General features: G+C 54.0%; 25 protein-coding genes. 6 read left to right on the top strand and 19 right to left on the bottom strand.

What is annotated here, in order from left to right; translation table 11 throughout:
• The first annotated feature begins 7 nt into the window (after positions 1-7).
• Positions 8-1,282, top strand: a complete 1,275-nt coding sequence (gene murA / locus MUA00_RS09215; protein WP_271122788.1) for a UDP-N-acetylglucosamine 1-carboxyvinyltransferase — start codon at positions 8-10, stop codon at positions 1,280-1,282.
• A gap of 72 nt (positions 1,283-1,354) precedes the next feature.
• Here murA and MUA00_RS09210 read toward each other — a convergent pair whose 3' ends face one another.
• Together MUA00_RS09210 and MUA00_RS09205 are read right to left on the bottom strand one after the other, a co-directional pair.
• A complete protein-coding gene (locus MUA00_RS09210; RefSeq protein ID WP_271122787.1) occupies positions 1,355-1,534 on the bottom strand; it encodes a hypothetical protein in 180 nt (59 codons plus the stop codon).
• Positions 1,535-1,568: 34 nt separating this feature from the next.
• A complete protein-coding gene (locus MUA00_RS09205; protein ID WP_271122786.1) occupies positions 1,569-2,270 on the bottom strand; it encodes a pirin family protein in 702 nt (233 codons plus the stop codon).
• A gap of 106 nt (positions 2,271-2,376) precedes the next feature.
• Here MUA00_RS09205 and yhaJ point away from each other — a divergent pair, with 106 nt between their 5' ends.
• On the top strand, positions 2,377-3,267 hold the full coding sequence (yhaJ, locus tag MUA00_RS09200) for a DNA-binding transcriptional regulator YhaJ (protein ID WP_271122785.1): 891 nt from the start codon (positions 2,377-2,379) through the stop codon (positions 3,265-3,267).
• Between the two features lie 56 nt (positions 3,268-3,323).
• Here the strand turns inward: yhaJ and MUA00_RS09195 are convergent, their stop codons facing one another.
• From MUA00_RS09195 to MUA00_RS21305, 12 genes are all read right to left on the bottom strand, one after another.
• Positions 3,324-3,707, bottom strand: a complete 384-nt coding sequence (locus tag MUA00_RS09195; protein WP_271122784.1) for a DUF805 domain-containing protein — start codon at positions 3,705-3,707, stop codon at positions 3,324-3,326.
• A 105-nt stretch (positions 3,708-3,812) separates the two neighbouring features.
• On the bottom strand, positions 3,813-4,805 hold the full coding sequence (locus tag MUA00_RS09190) for a glutathione S-transferase family protein (protein WP_271122783.1): 993 nt from the start codon (positions 4,803-4,805) through the stop codon (positions 3,813-3,815).
• An 88-nt stretch (positions 4,806-4,893) separates the two neighbouring features.
• A complete protein-coding gene (locus tag MUA00_RS09185) occupies positions 4,894-5,286 on the bottom strand; it encodes a DoxX family protein (protein ID WP_271122782.1) in 393 nt (130 codons plus the stop codon).
• A gap of 211 nt (positions 5,287-5,497) precedes the next feature.
• Entirely contained in the window at positions 5,498-5,788 is a 291-nt protein-coding gene (locus tag MUA00_RS09180) for a YqjK-like family protein (protein WP_271122781.1), read from the bottom strand.
• On the bottom strand, positions 5,785-6,183 hold the full coding sequence (locus MUA00_RS09175) for a phage holin family protein (protein WP_271122780.1): 399 nt from the start codon (positions 6,181-6,183) through the stop codon (positions 5,785-5,787). The genes MUA00_RS09180 and MUA00_RS09175 overlap by 4 nt, the downstream gene beginning before the upstream one ends.
• Before the next feature lie 2 nt (positions 6,184-6,185).
• The gene (locus tag MUA00_RS09170) at positions 6,186-6,491 is read right to left on the bottom strand and encodes a DUF883 family protein (protein WP_271122779.1); all 306 of its coding nucleotides are present in this window, start codon (positions 6,489-6,491) and stop codon (positions 6,186-6,188) included.
• Between the two features lie 38 nt (positions 6,492-6,529).
• Positions 6,530-6,898, bottom strand: coding sequence for a DUF1090 domain-containing protein (locus MUA00_RS09165; protein WP_271122778.1), 369 nt, complete (start codon positions 6,896-6,898; stop codon positions 6,530-6,532).
• 170 nt (positions 6,899-7,068) lie between these two features.
• Complete coding sequence (mzrA, locus tag MUA00_RS09160; protein ID WP_271122777.1) at positions 7,069-7,446, bottom strand: EnvZ/OmpR regulon moderator MzrA; 378 nt, start codon at positions 7,444-7,446, stop codon at positions 7,069-7,071.
• Positions 7,447-7,456: 10 nt separating this feature from the next.
• Positions 7,457-8,119: a DedA family general envelope maintenance protein YqjA gene (gene yqjA / locus MUA00_RS09155; protein ID WP_271122776.1), complete on the bottom strand. Its 663-nt coding sequence runs from the start codon at positions 8,117-8,119 to the stop codon at positions 7,457-7,459.
• Between the two features lie 334 nt (positions 8,120-8,453).
• Positions 8,454-9,230, bottom strand: a complete 777-nt coding sequence (gene exuR, locus MUA00_RS09150) for a transcriptional regulator ExuR (protein ID WP_271122775.1) — start codon at positions 9,228-9,230, stop codon at positions 8,454-8,456.
• Positions 9,231-9,362: 132 nt separating this feature from the next.
• Positions 9,363-10,634 carry an MFS transporter gene (locus tag MUA00_RS09145; RefSeq protein ID WP_408639696.1) on the bottom strand — a complete coding sequence of 424 codons (1,272 nt, stop codon included), beginning with the start codon at positions 10,632-10,634 and terminating at the stop codon, positions 9,363-9,365.
• Positions 10,585-10,704, bottom strand: coding sequence for a DUF6026 family protein (locus tag MUA00_RS21305; protein ID WP_408639695.1), 120 nt, complete (start codon positions 10,702-10,704; stop codon positions 10,585-10,587). Before MUA00_RS21305 ends, MUA00_RS09145 begins: the two co-directional genes overlap by 50 nt.
• Before the next feature lie 446 nt (positions 10,705-11,150).
• Between MUA00_RS21305 and uxaC the strand changes: the two genes are divergently transcribed.
• The 3 genes from uxaC (at position 11,151) to MUA00_RS09130 (ending at position 14,738) form a co-directional block, all read left to right on the top strand.
• Positions 11,151-12,560, top strand: a complete 1,410-nt coding sequence (uxaC, locus tag MUA00_RS09140; RefSeq protein ID WP_271122773.1) for a glucuronate isomerase — start codon at positions 11,151-11,153, stop codon at positions 12,558-12,560.
• An 18-nt stretch (positions 12,561-12,578) separates the two neighbouring features.
• On the top strand, positions 12,579-14,066 hold the full coding sequence (locus tag MUA00_RS09135; RefSeq protein ID WP_271122772.1) for a UxaA family hydrolase: 1,488 nt from the start codon (positions 12,579-12,581) through the stop codon (positions 14,064-14,066).
• A gap of 99 nt (positions 14,067-14,165) precedes the next feature.
• Positions 14,166-14,738, top strand: coding sequence for a YgjV family protein (locus MUA00_RS09130; protein WP_271122771.1), 573 nt, complete (start codon positions 14,166-14,168; stop codon positions 14,736-14,738).
• Positions 14,739-14,741: 3 nt separating this feature from the next.
• On the opposite strand, the gene sstT is transcribed toward MUA00_RS09130, so the two are convergent.
• The 4 genes from sstT to MUA00_RS09110 form a co-directional block, all read right to left on the bottom strand.
• Positions 14,742-15,986, bottom strand: a complete 1,245-nt coding sequence (gene sstT / locus MUA00_RS09125) for a serine/threonine transporter SstT (protein WP_271122770.1) — start codon at positions 15,984-15,986, stop codon at positions 14,742-14,744.
• A 299-nt stretch (positions 15,987-16,285) separates the two neighbouring features.
• Positions 16,286-17,254 (bottom strand): TerC family protein, encoded by a 969-nt coding sequence (locus tag MUA00_RS09120; RefSeq protein WP_271122769.1) that lies wholly within the window; start codon positions 17,252-17,254, stop codon positions 16,286-16,288.
• A 264-nt stretch (positions 17,255-17,518) separates the two neighbouring features.
• Positions 17,519-18,517, bottom strand: coding sequence for a Gfo/Idh/MocA family protein (locus MUA00_RS09115; RefSeq protein ID WP_271122768.1), 999 nt, complete (start codon positions 18,515-18,517; stop codon positions 17,519-17,521).
• A gap of 191 nt (positions 18,518-18,708) precedes the next feature.
• Entirely contained in the window at positions 18,709-19,209 is a 501-nt protein-coding gene (locus MUA00_RS09110; protein WP_271122767.1) for a M48 metallopeptidase family protein, read from the bottom strand.
• Between the two features lie 84 nt (positions 19,210-19,293).
• Between MUA00_RS09110 and rlmG the strand changes: the two genes are divergently transcribed.
• The gene (gene rlmG / locus MUA00_RS09105; RefSeq protein ID WP_271122766.1) at positions 19,294-20,430 is read left to right on the top strand and encodes a 23S rRNA (guanine(1835)-N(2))-methyltransferase RlmG; all 1,137 of its coding nucleotides are present in this window, start codon (positions 19,294-19,296) and stop codon (positions 20,428-20,430) included.
• Here the strand turns inward: rlmG and MUA00_RS09100 are convergent.
• The gene (locus MUA00_RS09100) at positions 20,427-22,445 is read right to left on the bottom strand and encodes an NADPH-dependent 2,4-dienoyl-CoA reductase (protein WP_271122765.1); all 2,019 of its coding nucleotides are present in this window, start codon (positions 22,443-22,445) and stop codon (positions 20,427-20,429) included. The genes rlmG and MUA00_RS09100 overlap by 4 nt on opposite strands.
• Positions 22,446-22,475 lie beyond the last annotated feature (30 nt).

The following is a 22,475-nucleotide window of genomic DNA, read 5'->3' as shown; positions in this document are numbered from 1 at the left end:
TGTTGCAATGGATAAATTTCGTGTGCAGGGTCCAACCCAGCTAAGCGGTGAAGTGACGATTTCAGGCGCAAAAAATGCCGCTCTGCCGATCCTCTTCGCAGCGCTGCTGGCCGAAGAGCCAGTTGAGATCCAAAACGTCCCAAAACTGAAAGACATCGATACCACGATGAAGCTGCTCAGCCAGTTGGGAACCAAAGTTGAACGCAATGGCTCCGTGTACATTGATGCCAGCGAGGTAAATATCTTCTGTGCGCCTTATGAGCTGGTGAAAACCATGCGTGCTTCTATCTGGGCGCTGGGCCCGCTGGTCGCTCGTTTTGGTCAGGGTCAGGTTTCTCTGCCGGGCGGCTGCGCAATCGGCGCTCGTCCGGTCGATTTGCATATTACGGGCCTTGAGCAACTGGGCGCTGAAATCAAACTGGAAGAAGGCTACGTTAAAGCTTCCGTGAATGGCCGCCTGAAAGGCGCGCATATCGTGATGGACAAAGTGAGCGTGGGCGCCACGGTTACTATCATGAGTGCTGCGACCCTTGCGGAAGGCACCACTATCATCGAAAACGCCGCTCGCGAGCCGGAAATCGTCGATACGGCGAACTTCCTCAACACGCTGGGTGCAAAAATCAGCGGCGCAGGCAGCGATCGTATTACTATCGAAGGCGTTGAGCGTCTGGGCGGCGGTGTGTATCGCGTGCTGCCAGACCGCATCGAAACCGGTACTTTCCTGGTGGCAGCCGCTATCTCCGGCGGCAAAATCGTGTGTCATAAAGCCCAGCCGGATACTCTGGATGCGGTGCTGGCGAAGCTGCGCGAAGCGGGCGCCGACATCAAAGTGGGTGAAGACTGGATTAGCCTTGATATGCACGGCAAGCGTCCGAAAGGCGTAACCGTACGCACCGCGCCGCATCCTGGCTTCCCGACGGACATGCAGGCCCAGTTCACGCTGCTGAACCTCGTTGCCGAAGGCACCGGCGTTATCACCGAAACCATTTTCGAAAACCGTTTCATGCACGTGCCGGAACTGATTCGTATGGGCGCGCACGCGGAAATTGAAAGCAATACGGTTATCTGCCACGGCGTGGAAAAGCTCTCTGGCGCGCAGGTAATGGCGACCGATTTACGTGCTTCTGCAAGCCTGGTGCTGGCGGGTTGTATCGCGGAAGGGACAACCGTTGTTGACCGTATTTACCACATCGATCGCGGCTACGAGCGCATTGAAGACAAACTTCAGGCGCTGGGTGCCAACATTGAACGTGTTAAGGGCAGTGGCAACGGCGGCGAATAAACTCGCTCGGCCCGCTCATAAAAAAAACCGGGGATTTCCTCGGTTTTTTCAGATCAGACTCTACAAATCTCATTACAGACTGGTTTCTTCTTCTGCCTGCCGCATATCCGCTTCGCTAACGATCGCTTCCAGCTCGCTTAACATGTCGTCATAACTCAGCTCAGGCTCTGCGGTTGCCATAACACCTATCGCCGGGTCAGATAAATGCGCTTTTTTTATGCCGTTCTTCTTCGCGTTATTCTTCTTACTCATTGATTATTCTCTTTTTTAATGGCTTTTCAGGAGGTTACACCGGTAAATCTATCAGCAATGCACGCAGGGGCGTATCGGCAACCAGCGTAATGTTAGCCTCGTCACGGATAAACGCGCCGTCGCCACAGGTCAGCCCTTCTTTTTCTTCCGTATGGGTTACGGCATGGACCATACCATAAATGGACTGCAGGTAAGCGCGCGGCCCGTGCAACTGGAAGCTAAGCTGCTCGCCTTTTTCCAGCTCAATATGGTGGATCCAGACCTGCTGGCGCAGTTGCAGGCTCTCTTTGCTGCCGTCCGGCGAGGCGATTAACTGCTGAGCCACCCCGGCAATTTCAATTTTTTGCGCCAGCGCATTTTCACGCTCGGGGCAGGCGTCCAGCCAGATTTGCATGCGCGTCAGCGATTTTTCTTTACTGAGGTTATATTCGCTGTAGCTGATGCCCGGCTGGGTAGAAAGCAACAATGCTTCCCCGGCCCTGGCCTGCACGTGATTGCCCTCGCTGTCGCGATATTCTGCTTCGCCTTCCAGAATCAGGTTCAGAATATCGACTTTCGGATAGGTTCGCGGCTGGAATGACGCACCGGGCGCCAGCACTTCCTGATTGAGAACACGCAAAGAGGCATAGCCCAGCAATTTCGGGTCGAAATAGTGTCCAAAGGAAAACGTATAGCGTGCCTGCAGCCATCCGTAGTCCGCTTTCCCGCATTGTTTGGCAGTTCTTGGCGTAATCATAATTTCTTGACCTCTTTTTACACTCAACCCATGGTAAAGGCCTGGACGCTGCATTGTTAGCCAGTTAATCTGCTCGGTATGTTCAAATTTCCTGAATGAGAACGAGATGGCTAAAGAGAGAGCATTGACGCTTGAGGCGTTAAGAGTCATGGACGCAATCGACCGGCGCGGCAGCTTTGCCGCAGCGGCGGATGAGCTGGGGCGAGTGCCTTCAGCGTTAAGCTACACCATGCAAAAATTAGAAGAAGAACTGGATGTCGTGTTGTTTGACCGCTCGGGCCATCGCACAAAATTCACCAATGTCGGGCGCATGCTGCTTGAGCGCGGGCGCGTGTTGCTCGAAGCGGCAGACAAGCTAACTACCGATGCCGAAGCGCTGGCGCGCGGCTGGGAAACTCATCTTACTATCGTCACCGAAGCGCTGGTGCCCACGAGCCGTCTGTTCCCGCTGATTGATAAACTGGTAGATAAAGCCGATACCCAACTTTCTGTCATCACCGAAGTGCTGGCCGGGGCATGGGAACGCCTTGAGCAGGGCCGGGCGGATATCGTGATTGCGCCGGATATGCACTTCCGTTCGTCATCAGAGATTAATTCACGCAAGCTCTACACGGTGATGAATGTTTACGTCGCCGCGCCCGGTCATCCTATTCATAGCGAACCGGAGCCGCTGTCAGAAGTGACGCGCGTGAAATATCGCGGCATTGCGGTGGCGGATACCGCACGTGAACGCCCGGTATTAACAGTGCAATTGCTGGATAAACAGCCGCGCCTTACCGTCAGCAGCATTGAAGATAAACGTCAGGCATTGTTGGCCGGGCTGGGAGTAGCAACCATGCCGTATCCGCTGGTGGAGCAGGACATAGCCGAAGGGCGACTGCGTGTGGTAAGCCCGGAATATACCAATGAAATTGACATAATCATGGCGTGGCGACGCGACAGCATGGGCGAAGCGAAGGCCTGGTGTCTGCGTGAAATACCGAAGTTGCTGAAATAATTTTGGCCCTCTCCCGGAAAGAAGAGGGCCTGGATAAGAAAGTAAATAATTAAGCGCTACTCGCTAACTAACGTAGCATCCAGCATCTTAGGATCGGAGCCGAACTTATTTTCACCCGGCGTACCGTTCTGGCAGTTAAACGCCAGAACGATCAGCCAGCCGACAACCGGGATCAGCAACAACAACAGCCACCACGCAGAGCGGTCGGTATCATGCAGGCGACGGAACTGAACGGCCCAGTAAGGCAGGAAAATCAGCACGCCGTAAATCGTCGTTAACGCACCTTCATCTTCTGCGATCCTCAGCCCTGACATCTTGTCCAGAATGCTCAATACCCCGGTCAGTATCAGATTGACGAGGATGAACATCCAGTATTCCTTGCGGCGCGCTCGTCCGCCAAAACCAATATAATTTCTTAATGCTTTGATATACCAATCCATATATGGCCTGCCTTGATTAAACGTCAATCATTTGATCTCTAAGCGATCTCTTTCAAGAATAGCCGTGAATGGAAGAGACGTAAAACCTCAGCAGGATGAATATCATCAGCGCCTTTCAAACCGCTCGTCGCGGCCATGCGGCTCATCAAGATCCTGATCGGGTCCGATGGAGATGATCCCGGTTGGGTTGATGTTTTTGTGGCTGCGATAATAGTGGTTACGGATATGTGGCAGGCTGACGGTCTCCGCCACGCCGGGCATCTGGTAAATATCCCGCAGGAAACCGTACAGGTTCGGGTAATCGCTAATCCGATGTTTGTCGCACTTAAAGTGCGTAACATAAACCGGATCGAAGCGCAGAAGCGTGGTCCACAGCCGAATGTCCGCTTCTGTCAGGCGGTCGCCGGTGAGGTAACGATGCTTATCGAGGATCTGCTCCAGGCGCGCCAGCGACACAAACACTTTCCCCACGGCTTCGTCGTAGGCTTCCTGCGTCGTGGCAAACCCAGTTTTATACACGCCGTTGTTTACCGTGTCATAAATCCAGCTATTCAGCTCGTCAATCTTGTCGCGCAATTCTTGCGGGTAATAGTCCCCGGCACGAGCCCCCTGCGCATCGAAAGCCGTATTGAGCATGCGAATGATTTCCGCCGACTCATTGCTGACGATGGTCTGCGTTTTTTTATCCCACAGCACGGGAACGGTCACGCGGCCGGTATAGTCAGGATCGGCCTGCAGATAAAGCTGGTAGAGATATTCGTGCTGATAAAGCCCGTCGCCGGTGGCATCCGGGAAATCATCATCGAATGTCCAGCCATCCTGCAACATCAAAGGGTTAACAACAGAAATGGAGATGAAAGATTCCAGCCCTTTTAGCGCGCGCATAATCAGCGTGCGGTGCGCCCACGGGCAGGCGAGGGAAACATAAAGGTGATAACGATCCTTCTCGGCCGCAAAACCGCCTTTGCCCGTCGGACCCGGTTCGCCATCCGCGGTCAGCCAGTTGCGAAAGGCGGATTCAGAACGTTTAAAGCGCCCGCCGGTGGATTTGGTGTCATACCAGGTATCGTGCCAGACGCCATCGATTAGCTGTCCCATGCTTCTCTCCCATTTGTTACGCAAAGAAAACTATAAACAAAAAAGCGAAGGCATAACCTTCGCTTATCATGTGTTCAGTATAGAACCGTTACCACTTTTTATTCAGCGCCCGGTCGAGGCTGTATGCGCCAGGCCCGAAGATTGCCAGCAGCAGGTAGCCGCCCGCGATAGTGAAGTTCTTCATGAACATAATGGAGTTTGGACCCTGCGCAAAATCACTGTGGAACAGGAAAGCCGTTAGCAGAGTAAACACCGCAGTAATAATTGCGGTTGTGCGAGTCAGGAAACCAAACAGAATCGCCAGACCGCCGCCGAACTCCAGCAAAATAGTCAGCGGCAGCAGGAAGCCCGGAACGCCCATTGCCTCCATGTATTGCTGAGTACCGGCGTAGCCCGTAATTTTGCCCCAGCCTGCGACGATGAACAGGACCGGCATCAGGATACGTGCTAACAATACGCCAGCATCATCTAATTTTTTCATTTTACTCTCCAACGATTTTTATTTGGGTTCTATCGGCCCGGGGATTAATGTTTGTGCAATTTCCGGTAGTTACCGGTGTTTGCTTTCGTTGGAGGGGATAATAGGCTTGACGAAAGAGGATTGTTAGCAAGGAATACTGTCAAACTTCATCAAATATATTGAGCTAAATTTGCCAGGCAAAAAAATGCCGTCCCGAAGGACGGCATTTTATTTAGCGCGTTTGTTGCGCGATGGTGCTACGGAGCAGCCGCCACGCGCTCCAGGCGCCAAAACCACGCTTGGCCCAACGCATTAAGAAACTGGGGTGACGAACGGTCCAGATTGCCATCACGCTGCTTGCAACTAATGCGTAGCTGCGCAGGCTTATCAGCGTATGCCAGCCGCGGTCATAAGCACCTGTCGCTTCCAGCCAGTCACGTTTTCCTGCGCTTAAATCCAGCCGTTGCTGCTGGATGCGGCTCAGTAATAACGCTTTACGCTTGTCGCGTTCGCGGTCGCTCATGACTTGTCTTCCTCCAGCAGCTCACGGTCGTTTTCCAGTTCGCGACGCGTATGGCGCAGTAGGGTTGACTGGCGGGATTTATGGAGCGTCCACAGACCGCCAATCAGCGCAAGCGCCAGCAGCACAACCGTTGTGGCAATCATCGCGTTAAGACGATATTGCGGATCGACTGCCCAGATAACCAATACCATCAGGCTCATGAGCCCGAAAGCCGCAAAAAGCATGGTTAACCCAAGCATAAGCAGTAGCTGAACGATATGAGCTTTCTCTTCTTCCAGCTCAACTACCGCGAGACGCACCCGGGTTTCCACCATGCCAACAATGATGGTGACCAGGCGCTGGCCGATACCGAGGACCCCTTTACCCGGCCCCTGAGTTTGACGGGAATCAGCCATAATCAGCGACGCGTCAGCAGAACGCCCAGCACGACGCCAATCGCCGCACCAATTCCAACGCCGGTCCATGGATTTTCACGCACATAATCATCTGCTTTAGCCGCGGCTTCACGCGTTTGTTTGGCGAGCACATCGCCGGTTTCGCCGAGGCGATTGCGGCTTTCTTTAAGCGCTTTTTCCGCCTTGCCGCGCAGTTTTTCCAGCTCGGATTTTGATTTATCCGTCGATGCGCTCAGCACCTCTTCAAGGGTATCTGCCAGGGATTTCAACTCAGCGCGCAAATGTTCTGATGTAGTATCTTTTGACATAGTTCTCTCTCCAGGTGTTTGAGGATAATCCTTAAGCCTTAGTAATCACGCGCTTCTAACGTTTTCAGCTCGTGTTCTGCTTCAGATAGCTTTTGTTCCCGCTTGGTAATTTTGTCCGCATTGCCTTTCTGGCGTGCTTCCTGAAGGTCCGCTTTACGTTCGGCGATCTCTTCTTTTTGTTTGTTGATTTTCTTTTGATGCTCAGCACGCAAGCCGCTGTCGCTACAGTTAGCGCGCAACTCTTTAAGCGCTTTGTTCAGACCGTCGATACGGTGCTGATTATGATGCTTTTCCGCATAGCCGATTTCGCGCTGAATATCCGCCTCTTTCTCGCCGCATAGCGATGCAGCTTGCGTGGCAGACGTTAGTGACAACAGAGCAATAGCCAGTACGGTACGGTAATTCATGATTTCAACCTTCCATTGTGAATGTGTGTAATAGCTGCGAAGCCTGACACCCATAGTCCAGTAATTCTGATAAAGACGCTGATTTTTAGCGGATAATGCAAACTCAAGCATAGTCAGAAATTGGGTAAAAACCCAATTTCTGTTAACAAATTAAGAATTCTGGAGAGGGATTAGCCGATGCGATCGCCGTGGGTGCGCAGGCGCGACAGCCAGGTGCTGGCGCTGTTATCGTCATCCTGCTGAGCGATAACGTAGCCGTGGGGGAGCGTTTTATAAAGCACGACCCTGGCGGCTTCGCTTTGCGCGCTGGAATCAAACTTGATTAATAACGAGTCATTTTCCGGGGTAATGCTGTTAAACCGGATGCCGTTGGCATCCAGGTGATGCCAGACAAAAAAACCGTCAGGCATGCTGATGCCTTGCTGGCTGGCGCGGATTTGCAAAGTGGATTCTGTCCTTTGCATTCCGGACCATACCAGCAACGCCCCTGCAGCAAGGCCTGCGAACAGCAGCGCCACCCGCAGGCGACGCGTAAATTCTATTTTCATTATTATTCCTCTAGCCGCGGTTACCGTATTTCTTACGCCAAAGCACAATTAACGAACCGATCAGGCCAAACACCAGCAGCACAACGGGCAGCAGCATCAGGCAGGACATCAAGGCATCTTCATACTTCAGGAACACTGGCGTTTTGCCGAGTAAATATCCCAGTGTGGTGAGGATCAATACCCACAGCAGACCGCTCATCCAGTTGAAAAACTGGAAACGCGCATTATTCAGACCCGACAAACCGGCAATAGTTGGCAGCAGGGTACGAACAAAAGCGATAAATCTGCCAATCAGCAGCGCGGACAGCCCGTGCTTATGGAAAAGATTATGCGCGCGTTGGTGATAATGGGCGGGAAGGTGCGAAAGCCAGTTCTGCACGATACGCGTGTTTCCAAGCCAGCGCCCCTGAATATAGCTTAGCCAGCACCCCAGGCTTGCTGCGGTGGTCAGTAAAATTATCGTTTGCGGGAAACCCATGGCGCCTTTAGCAATCAACACGCCAACTAACACTAAAAGGCTATCGCCGGGCAGGAAAGCCGCTGGAAGCAATCCATTTTCCAAAAAGAGAATCATGAACAATACAAAATAAAGCATGCCAATCATCCCAGGATTGGCGAGTGTTTCAAAATCCTGGCTCCAGAGAGCGTTAAGCAGTTGCGTCAAAAGTTCCATTCAGTGTTCCTGGCACATCGATTAAGGTCGCCGGTTTAATTCGGGTCGGAGAAGTTTAACGGCACTGTTAGGATTTTTATTAAGCCGTCCGCACCCACAGCCTGATGAAAGCGTATCGCCACCGCTCCTTGTGAATGCGATGAGCCTGGTGGAGGAAAAGTGAGCCTTTACCGACAGTGAAATTACGTCTAATTGTAACAAAGCCCCGCGTAATGCGTCACAGTATTTGTGCTTTGTTGAGGATTGATTTTGCTTACTGGCCGGTGGGCTGGCGAGGGTATTTACAAACGCTGACACTATTGGTTGGTTTGCTTACCCCCGCGCGTGAAAATGACTATTTTTGACCGTTTGCCGCGGTATCAAGATGAACGACGGGATTTTCCGCAAACAGATAGCGGTCAGCGTTAAATTCAAAATCATCGCTGGTGGCGTTAAACAGCATCTGCTTTGTATTCTCCAGGTGCTGCCACATAGCGAGTTTGGCCGCATGCGGATCTTTACGAATCAGGGCCTTAAGGATGTTATCGTGATCTTCACACCAGTTGTCCACCGTGCGCAAATCGATATGCTCGTGGAGTTTTTTCCAGTACGGGTTGTGAATGCGCTGACTCCACATTTGCTCAACGATAGCCGCCAGCGCGCCGTTCTGCGTCGCAAGGGCTACCTGAATATGGAAATTGAGATCCCATTCTGAATCACGGAAACTTTGTTCATTGCGCGCCATTTCCTGTATTTCCATCAGTTTCACAATATCCTGCTTCGTGACCTGAGTGGCCGCGAATTCGGCAATATTGCTCTCAATAAGCTGACGCGCCTGCAGCAGTTCAAACGGCCCAAAGCTTGCGAATTCAAAGCGCTCGTCGGGAATATTGGTGTGTTTTGCCTGGCTGGAAATAACATGGATGCCGGAGCCCTTGCGCACCTCTACATAGCCTTCCACCTCAAGCATAATAATCGCTTCGCGCACCACGGTGCGGCTGACGTTTTTCTCTTCAGCAATAAAGCGCTCTGCCGGAAGCTTTTCGCCAACCTGATACACGCTATTTTCAATGCGATGTTTTAGCTCAGCGGCCAACTGTTGATAAAGGCGACGAGGTTCCATGACTTCCATATGTGACTCCGGGAGATACGGCGAGGGTAACTTGATTTGTTATACCACTTTTCGCAACTTCTCTCCACAACGCAGAGAGGTTCACAAAGGGAAAAGCCGCCATTAAGGCGGCTTAATTAAGAAAAGAAGGAGCTAGGGTTGTGTCACTGCCGGACCGGTTTTCGACGTCGTTTTCAGTTCGCTAATCGGTTGGTTTTTCAGCACGGTCCAGATAACGACGGCGCCGAGCAGATCGAACACGGCCAGGGCTGCGAACAGAGGGCTAAAGCCGAGGGTATCAGCCAACGCGCCCACAACCAAAGCAAACAGGGTGCTCGCCGTCCAGGCCGCCATACCCGTCAGGCCGTTAGCGGTAGCGACTTCGTTACGGCCGAATACGTCAGAAGAAAGCGTAATCAGCGCGCCAGAAAGAGCCTGGTGAGCGAAGCCGCCGACGCACAGCAGGGCAATCGCCGCATAAGGACTTGTGAACAGACCGATAGTCCCGGGGCCAATCATCAATACCGCGCCCATGGTCACAACCATTTTGCGCGAAACAATCAGATTCACGCCGAACCAGCGCTGGAACAGGGGAGGAAGATAACCGCCGAGAATACAGCCAAGGTCGGCAAACAGCATCGGCATCCAGGCAAACATCGCAATGTGTTTTAAGTCGAAGCCATAGACTTTAAACATAAACAGCGGGATCCAGGCGTTGAACGTGCCCCAGGCTGGCTCTGCCAGGAAACGCGGCAGGGCGATGCCCCAGAACTGACGGTTCTTCACGATCTGCAAAGCCGACATTTTTTTGCTGTTGTTGACCTGGTGATGCGCTTCCTGGCCGCCAATGATGTATTCGCGTTCTTCTTCGGTTAATTTCTTCTGATCGCGAGGATGCTTATACAGAAACAGCCAGGCCATAGCCCAGGCAAAGCTCAGCACGCCAGAAATCACAAAGGCCATCTGCCAGCTATGCATCAGAATTGCCCAGACCACCAGCGGCGGAGCAATCATCGCGCCGATAGAGGAACCCACGTTAAAATAGCCTACCGCAATGGAACGCTCTTTTGCCGGGAACCATTCGCTACTGGCCTTCAGGCCAGCCGGGATCATCGCTGCTTCTGCCGCGCCCACCGCGCCTCGCGCCACAGCCAGGCCGCCCCAGCTTCCCGCCAGCGCCGTTGCGCCACAGAAAACGGCCCAGGCAATAGCGAAGAAGGCATAACCGATTTTTGTACCCAGAATATCAAGCACATAGCCTGCGACAGGCTGCATAATGGTATAGCAGGCCGAATAGGCCGCGATAATATAAGAATATTGCTGAGTGGAAATATGCAGTTCCTGCATCAGCGTCGGTGCGGCAGCCGCCACGGTATTACGAGTAAGATAGCCCAACACGGTGCCCATTGTTACGAGCGCAATCATGTACCAGCGCAAGCCTTTGATCTTTCGCATTTCTAACCTCATCCCGTCTTATAAACAACCACGCAAACATGGCCGTACGTGTCAGGCTTTGCCTGAGCGTTAGTTATTAGTGGGGTGCATGCCGGGAGGTATTACCCGGTAAGACCCGTATCTTGCCATTTAAAAAAGTGCCTTCGGCAAATCCGGTGTCCGTACCGTCAGGCGCTGATTGTCATGCCAGCGGTTGAAGCTATCCGTAATCAGAGATATTGCGACGGGGGCAAGATAACTTGTCATACATCTTTAAAAGTTGAGTGACATCACAAAAGCGTTTTTCAGCTCTCTCCAGAAGGGAAGCGGCTTTGAGGCCAGTAATGACGCGGGCTTATAGGCTTTTTTAAACAGAGTATTAACAACGATTGTGTGGTTTTTGTGATGAGCGCCCCAAAAATCAACTCGGCCTCTGTAAATTGGTGTGATAACTTTGTCGTCATTATGCGCAAGCATCGAAATGATACGTACAGAGGAAGCATACCCATGACCCAGTTTATGACTGAAGATTTTCTTCTTGATACCGAATTCGCCCGCCGTCTGTTCCATGAATATGCTAAGGACGAGCCTATATTCGACTACCACTGCCATTTGCCGCCGCAGCAGGTTGCGGAAAATTATCGCTTTAAAAACCTGTATGACATCTGGTTGAAAGGCGATCATTACAAATGGCGTGCAATGCGCACCAACGGCGTGTCAGAGCGCCTGTGTACCGGCGATGCAAGCGACCGCGAAAAGTTCGATGCCTGGGCCGCCACCGTACCGCATACCATCGGCAACCCGCTCTATCACTGGACGCACCTGGAGCTGCGCCGTCCGTTCGGTATCACCGGCAAGCTGCTTTCCCCTGCAACGGCCGACGAGATCTGGAACCAGTGCAACGATTTGCTGGCGCAGGATGACTTCACCGCTCGCGGCATCATGAAACAGATGAACGTGAAGATGGTCGGCACCACCGACGATCCGATTGACGATCTGCGCTATCACCGCCAGGTCGCAGAAGATGGTTTTGACATCAAAGTGTTACCAAGCTGGCGCCCGGACAAAGCCTTCAATATTGAACAGCCGACCTTTGCCGATTACATGAGCAAACTGGCTGAAGCTTCTGATACCGATATCCGTCGTTTCAGCGATCTGCAAACCGCGCTGAGCAAACGTCTCGACCACTTCGCCGCCCATGGCTGTAAGGTGTCGGACCACGCGCTGGATGTGGTGCTGTTTGCCGAAGCGGATGAAGCGACGCTTGATGGCATTCTGGCGAGCCGCCTGTCCGGCAACGAAATAAGCGAGCATGAAGTCGCGCAGTTTAAAACCGCCGTGCTGGTCTGGCTGGGGGCTGAATACAGCCGTCGCGGCTGGGTGCAGCAGTATCACATCGGCGCGCTGCGTAATAACAACCAGCGCCAGTTTAAGCTGCTGGGCGCGGACGTGGGCTTCGACTCCATTAACGATCGCCCGCTGGCCATTGAACTGTCTCGCCTGCTCAGCAAGCAAAACGAAAACAACGAACTGCCAAAAACGATCCTTTACTGCCTGAACCCGCGCGATAACGAAGTGATCGGCACCATGGTCGGTAACTTCCAGGGTGAAGGCATGCCGGGGAAAATGCAGTTTGGTTCCGGCTGGTGGTTTAACGATCAGAAAGACGGCATGGAGCGCCAGATGACTCAGCTTGCGCAACTGGGCCTGCTGAGCCGTTTCGTCGGCATGCTGACCGACAGCCGCAGCTTCCTGTCCTATACGCGCCATGAATATTTCCGCCGCATTCTGTGCCAGATGATTGGCCGCTGGGTGGCTGCGGGCGAAGCGCCGGCCGACATTAGCCTGCTTGGCGAAATGGTGAAAAACATCTGCTTTAACAATGCCCGTGATTACTTCGGCATTGAACTGAACTAATCCGGCTGCGAGGTTGCTATGCAATACATCAAGATCCATTCGCAGGACAATGTCGCCGTCGCGTTAGTGGACCTGTCTGAAGGCGAAGTTGTTGTCGTGGAAGGTGCAGAAATAACCCTGCGTCAGCCGGTCGCGCGTGGCCATAAATTCGCCCTGCGCAACCTTGCGCAGGGTGAAAACATCATCAAGTACGGCCTGCCTATTGGACATGCTCTGGCGATAATTGAACCGGGCGAACATATTCACTCGCACAATGCGCGTACCAATCTGAGCGATTTAGACGAGTATCGCTATCAACCTGACTTCCAGGCGCTGGCAGCGCAGGCCGCAGATCGTGAAGTAAACGTCTATCGCCGCAGCAACGGCACGGTTGGCGTGCGTAACGAACTGTGGATCCTGCCGACCGTGGGCTGTGTGAACGGTATCGCGCGACAGATCCAGAATCGTTTTCTGAAGCAAAACAACGACGCGGAAGATATCGACGGCGTCTTTCTGTTCAGCCATCCTTTCGGCTGTTCACAGTTGGGCGAAGACCACATCAACACCCGCACTATGCTGCAAAACATGGTGCATCACCCGAATGCGGGCGCGGTGCTGGTTATCGGCCTGGGCTGCGAAAACAACCAGGTTGACGCCTTCCGTGAAACGCTTGGCGAATACGACCCGCAGCGCGTTCACTTTATGATTTGTCAGCAGCAGGACGATGAAGTGGAAGCGGGGCTGGAGCAGTTGCAGCAGCTTTATGAAGCAATGCGCCACGACAAACGCGAGCCGGGCAAACTCAGCGAGCTGAAGTTCGGCCTGGAGTGCGGCGGTTCAGACGGACTTTCCGGCATCACCGCCAATCCTATACTTGGACGCTTTTCCGATTATATGGTGGCAAACGGCGGCACAACCGTGCTGACCGAAGTCCCGGAAATGTTCGGCGCCGAACGTATTCTGATGAGCCACTGCCGCGATGAAGCGACCTTTGAAAAAACCGTCGCGATGGTGAATGACTTCAAACAGTACTTCATCGCTCACAATCAGCCAATTTACGAAAACCCCTCACCTGGCAACAAAGCCGGCGGTATCACAACCCTTGAAGAAAAATCGCTCGGCTGTACGCAAAAAGCCGGGGAAAGCGAAGTGGTGGATGTTCTGCGTTATGGCGAGCGCCTGAAAACGCCGGGGCTGAATTTGTTAAGCGCGCCGGGGAACGATGCGGTCGCCACCAGCGCGCTGGCAGGTGCAGGCTGCCATATGGTGCTCTTCAGCACCGGGCGGGGCACGCCGTACGGCGGCTTTGTGCCAACGGTAAAAATCGCCACTAACAGTGAGCTGGCGGCGAAGAAACCCCACTGGATTGATTTTGACGCCGGACAGTTGCTTCACGGCAGCGATATGCCAACGCTGTTAACCCAGTTTATCGATGCCATTGTTGATATTGCTAACGGCAGCAAGACCTGCAACGAACGTAATGATTTCCGTGAACTCGCCATCTTCAAAAGCGGCGTAACCTTGTAAATCGTTTTGTAGGGTGAGTAAGCAATGCGCCACCCGCCAGTTTTTTTGTGGATGGCGCAGCCCGTTCCAGTACAGACCTGAGGCTGGCAAGGATATCTCATGACCGCGTATTGGATTGCCCAGGCAGTAGGCGTTCTGGCCTTTCTGGTTGGGATAACCACTTTCATTAACCGCGACGAAAAACGCTTCAAACTACAGTTGGCGGCTTACAGCGCCATTATCGGCCTGCATTTCTTCCTGATGGGCGCAAGCCCGGCGGGCATGAGCGCTGAACTCAACGCCATCCGCACCGTTATTTCTTTGCGCACCCGCAGCCTGTGGGTAATGACGATTTTTATCGCGCTGACGCTTGGCCTTGGGCTGGCGAAAATTAACCACCTGGTTGAGTTGCTGCCGATTATCGGCACCGTAGCCAGTACCTGGGTGCTGTTCCGCTGCAAAGGGCTGACGACCCGCTGCGTGATGTGGTGCTCCACCGCCTGTTGGGTGACGCATAATTTTTGGCTGGGATCGATTGGCGGGACGTTAATTGAAGGCAGCTTTCTGGTGATGAACGGCCTGAACATCATACGGTTCTGGCGGATGCAGAAGCGGGGCATTGACCCGTTTAGCGTGGAAAAGAAAGTCCAGGAGCGCGAAGAACTCCCCGCCGTGGCCGACGGGGAGAAATAAAGGTTAACCGCGTAAAGGATTTTTGCTCGCCAGACGCGCATCTTCTGCCTGGCATGCCGCTGCGGTAAACAGCACGTCGGTAGAGGAATTCAGCGCTGTTTCGCAAGAGTCCTGCAGAACGCCGATAATAAAGCCCACCGCTACCACCTGCATGGCAATTTCGTTAGGAATACCAAACATGCCGCAGGCCAGCGGGATCAGCAGCAGCGAACCGCCCGCCACGCCCGAAGCCCCGCAGGCGCACAGTGAAGCCACAACGCTCAGCAGCAGGGCAGTTGGCAAATCGACCGGTACGCCAAGCGTATTTACAGCCGCCAGCGTCAGGACGGTAATGGTAATTGCCGCGCCGGCCATGTTAATGGTCGCACCCAGCGGAATGGATACTGAGTAAGTATCCCTGTCCAGATTCAGTTTCTCGCTCAGCGCCATATTTACCGGAATGTTGGCGGCGGAGCTGCGGGTGAAGAAAGCGGTCACGCCGCTTTCACGCAGGCAGGTAAACACCAGCGGGTATGGGTTACGGCGAATTTTGTACCACACCAGCAGCGGGTTAACGATAAGTGCCACGCCCAGCATGCAGCCAATCAGTACCAGCAGCAGTTGCGCGTAGCTCCACAGCGTTTCAAACCCGGTGGTGGCAAGTGTTGAAGCCACCAGCCCGAAAATACCGATCGGCGCAAAGCGAATCACGACTTTAACCAGGAAAGTTACCGCATCGGAAACGTCGTTGATCAGGTTCTTAGTGGTTTCGTTACCGTGACGCAGGGCAAAGCCCAGACCCACGGCCCACACCAGAATGCCGATATAGTTAGCGTTTAAAAGTGCATTAATCGGATTGGAAACCATGCTCAGAAGCAGGCCACGCATAACCTCAACGATGCCGGAAGGCGGCGAAATATCCGTTGCGCCGGTAGCGAGATGCAGCGTTGAAGGGAAGATAAAGCTCACCAAAACGGCGGTCAGCGCCGCCGCGAACGTGCCCAGCAGATAGAGGAACAAAATAGGGCGAATGCTGGTTTTTTGTCCGTGCTGATGATTGGCAATAGACGCCATAACCAGCATCAGAACCAGCACCGGGGCGACTGCCTTCAGGGCGCCTACGAACAACGTACCTAACAAGCCTGTCGCAATGGCGGCAGGCTTTGAAACCAGCGCCAGCGCAATGCCGAGCACCAGACCAATCAGAATCTGTTTGACCAGACTGCCCTGCGCCAGGCGCTTAATCAATCCCGGGGATTGTGTAGCCATTTAATACCTTCCTGTAGTGTGTCGTCTCATCCTGCATCTGTACTCTGGGGCACTTATAAGATCGGATGTAAGAAAATGTGTTTGCCTGGTCGAGTATAAGGGAAAGTGGCATTGTGGGAAGCGTTAACGACTGACTATTTGACTATAATTCAGGTTTAATAACTGTTGATTAACAATATTGTGACATTGTCGACAAATGCCAGGGATAGAGTTCACTTCGTCCCGGCGGCGGATGGCGCTCAGGCCTATCCGCCCTACGGTAATGCAGGTCGGGTAAGCGCAAGCGCCACCCAACATAATTATTTAGCCAGCCTTTTCCTGTCGTTACGCACGTTTACCAGCGCGTTAATCGCCAGCGTCAGGGCCAGAATACCGCCCACTACGCCGAGCGAAATCGCGATAGGGATATGGTAGAAATCGACGATAAGCATCTTCACGCCGATAAACACCAGGATAATCGACAGGCCATACTTCAGCATGGAGAAGCGTTCTGCCACGCCCGCCAGCAGGAAGTACATCGCGCGCAGACCGAGGATGGCGAACAGGTTAGACGTCAGCACGATAAACGGGTCGGTGGTGACCGCAAAGATTGCCGGAATGCTGTCGACCGCAAAAATCACATCGCTCAGTTCAACCAGAATCAGCACCAGCAACAACGGCGTGGCGAACAGCAGGCCATTCTTGCGCACGAAGAAATGCTCGCCTTCGATTTTATCGGTCATGCGCAGATGGCTACGCAACCAGCGCACCAGCGGCTTATCGCCAATACCGCCTTCATCTTCTTTCGCCAGCGCCATTTTGATACCGGTGAACAGCAGGAACGCGCCGAACACATAAAGCAGCCACTCGAACTGCGTAATTAGCCAGCTACCGGCGAAGATCATTACCGTACGCAGAACAATCGCGCCCAGTACGCCGTAGACCAGCACGCGACGCTGCAGGGCCGCAGGAACGGAAAAATAGCTAAACAGCATCAGCCAGACGAAGACGTTGTCCACCGCCAGCGCTTTTTCGATCAGGTAGCCGGTGAGGAAGGCGAGGGCCTGGGTATCCGCCACTTCGCGCCCGGAAGTCCCGGTGAGATACCACCAGAAAGCGGCGTTAAACAGCAGAGAAAGCGTTACCCACACCAGCGACCAGGCGGCGGCTTGCTTCATAGACATGGTGTGCGAGCCTTTTCGGCCCTGAAGCAGAAGGTCGATTGCCAGCATGATGACAACGACGACGGCGAAACCGCCCCACAGTAATGGCGTGCCTACACTATTCATAAGAGATTCCTTCAAAACAAAAACGGCCAACGTCGGAAGACGCCAGCCGCTTTCGCTTGCAATAGGGATCTCGCCTTCCGGCAAGGTCTCACTTACAACGCGGAATGGTTTTTTGGGTAAAAAACCATTCGCATTGCCCGGCAACCGGGTGCTTACGCACCGTAATGACGATTAACCGGCAATGAAGTTACTCCCCTTTGCGGGTAACAAAATATTACGAGACATAAACGCCGTCAATGTTCGGCTACCCGCCCTTACACAGCTTTACGCCGTGAGGGATGCCGGGATGTCATCCGCCGGGAATTTTACGCCGGTTTGCGCACGAATTTCTGTCGCTAATGCAGAGGTGATGCGCGACGTGACCAGCCCTGGATGGTTCACTTCGTTGCCGGCCACCAGGCGAGCAAAGGTTTCGGCTTCATACAGCATAGTATTGATATGCTGCGGCTGTGACAGATCCTGCGGTTTGCCGCCGCGCGGCACAAAAGTAATGCGCTGGCATTCGGAAATCTTTTCAATAACCAGCGAACCCGCTTCGCCCTGAATCTCGCTCGGGATAACCGAATCACTCACCTTTGAGTGCAGCAGGTTCACGTCGAAATCGCCGTAGTTCATCTGCACCGAACCGTGGGCGTCCACACCGCTTTCCAGCAGGCTGGCCGTAGCCTGTACGGAGTGCGGCTGGCCCCACAGCGCGACGGCTGAAGCCAGCGTATAGAAGCCGATATCCATAATTGAGCCGTTGGACCAGGCCGGATTAAAGGTGTTTGGATTTTCGCCGTCCAGATAACGCTGATAGCGTGAGGAATACTGGCAGTAATTAAGCAGCACCTTGCGAACCTTGCCGACTTTCGGCAGCGCCTGTTGCAGAGCGATAAAGTTCGGCAGGCTCGCGGTTTTAAAGGCTTCGAACAGCACCACCTGATTTTCGCGCGCGCAGGCAATAGCGGCTTCCACTTCACGAATGTTAGAAGCGAGCGGCTTTTCGCAAATCACATGCTTTTTATTACTCAGGAACAAAATACTTTGCGGCGCGTGCAGAGCGTTCGGGCTGGCTATATAAACCGCATCAATGGCATCGCTCGTCGCCATCGCGTCGAGGTCGGTGAACAGGTGCTCCACCATATAATCATTGGCGAAAGTCTGCGCCTGTTCGAGGGTGCGGGAATAGACTGCGGTGAGCTTGTAGTGGCCACTTTCGTGGGCGGCATCGACGAACTGACGGGTGATCCAGTTAGTTCCAACCACGGCGAATCTGATCATAAATGAGTCCAGGTAAGAGGTTTATCTTCATTGGCGGGTGGCACTTCGCTTACCCGCCCTACAAAATCGCGACTACTTTGTTAAACAGTTATATAGGGTGGAAAAAGCGCCTCCACCGTTAGACAGAGACTTTCAAAGCCTGCTACGTCAGCCTGTAGGGTGGATAAGCGAAAGCGCCATCCACCGTCGTTTTATGCGGAACCTTTCAGCGCCAGTTGCGTCAGCCACAGGCGGGTATCAAATTCGAACTGATGATACTGCGGCTCCATATGGCAGCACAGCGAGTAAAACGCCTTGTTGTGGTCTTTCTCTTTCAGGTGCGCCAGTTCATGCACCACGATCATGCGCAGAAAGGCAACCGGTGCGGATTTGAAAACTGTCGCCACGCGAATCTCTGCTTTCGCCTTGAGCTTGCCGCCCTGCACACGGGAAATCGCCGTGTGTAATCCCAGCGCGTTATTCAGCACGTGGATTTTACTGTCGTAGGCTACTTTATTGATGGGCGGCGCGTTGCGCAGATACTGGCTTTTCAGATCCTGTGTATAGGCGTAAAGCGCTTTATCCGTTGCGATATTGTGCGCGTCCGGGTAGCGCTTTTGCAGCACCTCGCCCAGACGCTGCTCTGCAATCAGCGTACGAACCTGCGAAAGCAAATGCTCGGGATAGCCGTTTAAGTAAATCAGTTCGCTCATTCATACGCTCTTGAGAAGGAAAAAAGGTATACTCACGCCCCCCGTTCGGGGATAACGCCAAAATTTTACCATCCAGGAGGGCCGATGAGCCAATCAGACAACGGTTTCCGTTCACTGACACTAAAACGTTTCCCGGAAACGGACGACGTAAACCCGCTGCAGGCGTGGGAAGCGGCGGATGACTATCTGCTGCAACAGCTGGACGACACCGAAATCAGCGGCCCGGTCCTGATTTTTAACGATACCTTTGGCACGCTTGCCACCGTGCTGGCCGGGCACAAGCCTTACAGCATTAGCGATTCCTACCTGAGCGAACTGGCCACCCGCCAGAACCTCAGCCTGAACGATATTGTGGAATCCAACGTGACATTCCTGGACAGCACCGCGGATTATCCGCAGGCGCCGGGACTTGTGCTGATCAAAATACCTAAGACGCTTGCCCTGCTGGAACAGCAGCTTCGCGCCCTGCGTAAAGTGGTGACGCCGCAAACGCGTATTATCGCCGGCGCCAAAGCCCGCGATATTCACAACTCAACGCTGGAACTGTTCGAGAAAATCCTCGGGCCGACCACTACCACGCTGGCCTGGAAAAAAGCGCGCCTGATTAACGGCACGTTCACTAATCCAGATCTGAAAGACGCGCCGGAAACCCTGAACTGGAAACTGGAAGGCACGCCGTGGACCATCCATAACCATGCGAACGTTTTCTCCCGCACGGGCCTGGATATCGGCGCGCGTTTCTTTATTGAGAATCTGCCGACCGGCCTGGAAGGGGAGATTGTGGATCTGGGCTGCGGTAACGGCGTGGTAGGTTTGCACCTGCTGGACCAGAACCCGGAAGCGAGAGTGGTGTTTGTCGATGAATCGCCGATGGCGGTGGCGTCCAGCCGCCTGAACGTTGAAACCAACATGCCGGAAAATCTGGACCGCTGCGAGTTTATGATTAACAACGCGCTGTCCGGCGTGGAGCCTTACCGCTTCGACACGATTTTGTGCAACCCGCCGTTCCACCAGCAGCACGCGCTGACCGACCAGGTTGCGTGGGAAATGTTCCACCACGCGCGCCGCTGCCTTGTTAACAACGGCGCGCTGTACATCGTGGCTAACCGCCATCTGGACTACTTCCGCAAGCTGAAGAAAATTTTCGGCAACTGCGAAACCATAGCGTCCAACAATAAATTCGTCGTGCTCAAAGCGGTGAAATTAGGCCGCCGCCGCTAAATCTCCAGCGCTAAACGGGTGCCCTGCGCAATCGCGCGCCGGGCATCCAGCTCCATCGCCACGTCCGCCCCGCCAATCAGATGCAGCGTTTTCCCCAGCTCGCGCAGCGGCTCCGCCAGTTCCTGACGCGGGTCCTGTCCGGCGCAGATAATTACGTTATCTACCGCTAACGTTTGCGGTTCACCGCCAACCGTAATGTGCAGCCCTTCGTCATCGATGCGTTCATAGCTCACGCCCGCCAGCATTTTCACACCGCGGGCCAGAAGCGTAGTGCGATGAATCCAGCCCGTAGTTTTGCCTAAGCCTTCGCCGGGTTTACTGGTTTTGCGTTGCAGCATCACAATCTGGCGCGGACTTTTCGTCAGATGCACGCCATCCGGACGCAGGCCGCCCGCGTGTTGCAGGCTGGTGTCGATGCCCCATTCCACGCAGAATTCGGCGATATTCTGGCTGGTGGACTCGCCCTGCTGGCTGAGGTACATCGCCGTATCAAAGCCGATGCCGCCCGCGCCGATAATCGCCACGCGTTCGCCCACCGGCGCTTTTTCCCGCAGCACGTCGATATAGCTCAGGACTTTGGGATGCATAATGCCGTCGATAAGCGGCATGCGCGGCTCAATGCCGCAGGCGAGGATCACCTCGTCGAACTCTTTGAGCATCGGCGCGGTAACGTACTGGTTCAGGCGAATATCAACATCCGTCAGCCGCAACATGCGGCGGTAATAACGCAGCGTCTCGTAAAACTCTTCTTTGCCGGGGATCTGTTTGGCGATATTAAACTGCCCGCCGATTTCCGCCGCCGCGTCGAACAAGGTAACCTTATGCCCGCGGCCCGCGGCATTTACCGCAAACGCAAGTCCTGCCGGGCCTGCGCCGACAACCGCCAGGTTTTTGATTGTCCGGGCCGGAACAATCGGCATTTTTGTTTCGTGGCAGGCGCGCGGGTTCACCAGGCATGAGGTCACCTTGCCGACAAAGATCTGATCGAGACAGGCCTGGTTACAGCCGATGCAGGTATTGATCTCATCTTCACGGCCCTGCTGCGCCTTCGACACCAGCTCCGCATCGGCCAGGAAAGGACGCGCCATCGAGACCATATCCGCATCGCCGTTAGCGAGGATCTCTTCGGCGGTTTTCGGATCGTTAATGCGGTTGGTGGTGACTAACGGGATCGAAACCAGGCCCTTAAGCTTGCGAGTAACCCAGCTAAATGCGCCGCGAGGAACCGGCGTGGCGATAGTTGGAATGCGCGCCTCGTGCCAGCCGATGCCCGTGTTAATCAACGTGGCGCCAGCCGATTCAACTGCTTTTGCGAGCTGTACGGCTTCGTCAAACGTGCCGCCGCCGTCGACCAGATCGAGCATCGAGAGGCGATAAATAATGATGAAATCCGGGCCGACTTTTTCCCGCACGGAACGCACAACTTCTACCGCAAAGCGCATTCGGCGCGGATAATCGCCGCCCCATTCGTCGTCCCGCTGGTTAGTGCGCGCGGCTAAAAACTGGTTAATCAGATACCCTTCCGAGCCCATAACCTCAACGCCGTCGTACCCGGCCTGTTTTGCAAGATCTGCACAGCGGGCAAAATCTTCAATCAGCGCCAGGATTTCGCCGTGGGTTAAGGCATGAGGTTTGAAACGGTTGATGGGCGCCTGAATGGCGGAAGGTGCCACCGGGTTGGGTTGATAGCTGTAACGACCGGTATGCAGGATCTGCAGGGCGATTTTACCGCCTTCGCGGTGTACCGCATCGGTGACCACCTGATGGTGCGCAAGCTGGCTTTCATCGTTCAGCACCGCGCCGCTTTCCACGCCCACGCCTGAAGGCGAGGGGGCAACGCCGCCGGTGACAATCAGCGCCACGCCGTGACGGGCGCGCTCGGCATAAAATGCCGCCAGCCGTTCGGCGCCGTCAGGATGTTCTTCAAGGCCGGTATGCATCGATCCCATCAGCACGCGGTTTTTGAGGGTGGTAAAGCCCAGATCAAGTGGGGCGAACAGCGACGGATAGCTCATATTCTCTTCCTGCAATGTCATTTTTATTAT

The sequence above is a fragment of the Dryocola boscaweniae genome (genome assembly GCF_025215095.1).
In the GTDB taxonomy this organism is placed as follows: domain Bacteria; phylum Pseudomonadota; class Gammaproteobacteria; order Enterobacterales; family Enterobacteriaceae; genus Dryocola; species Dryocola boscaweniae.
Note: the sequence above shows the minus strand (reverse complement) of the source record. Positions and strands in the feature narration are given on the sequence as shown.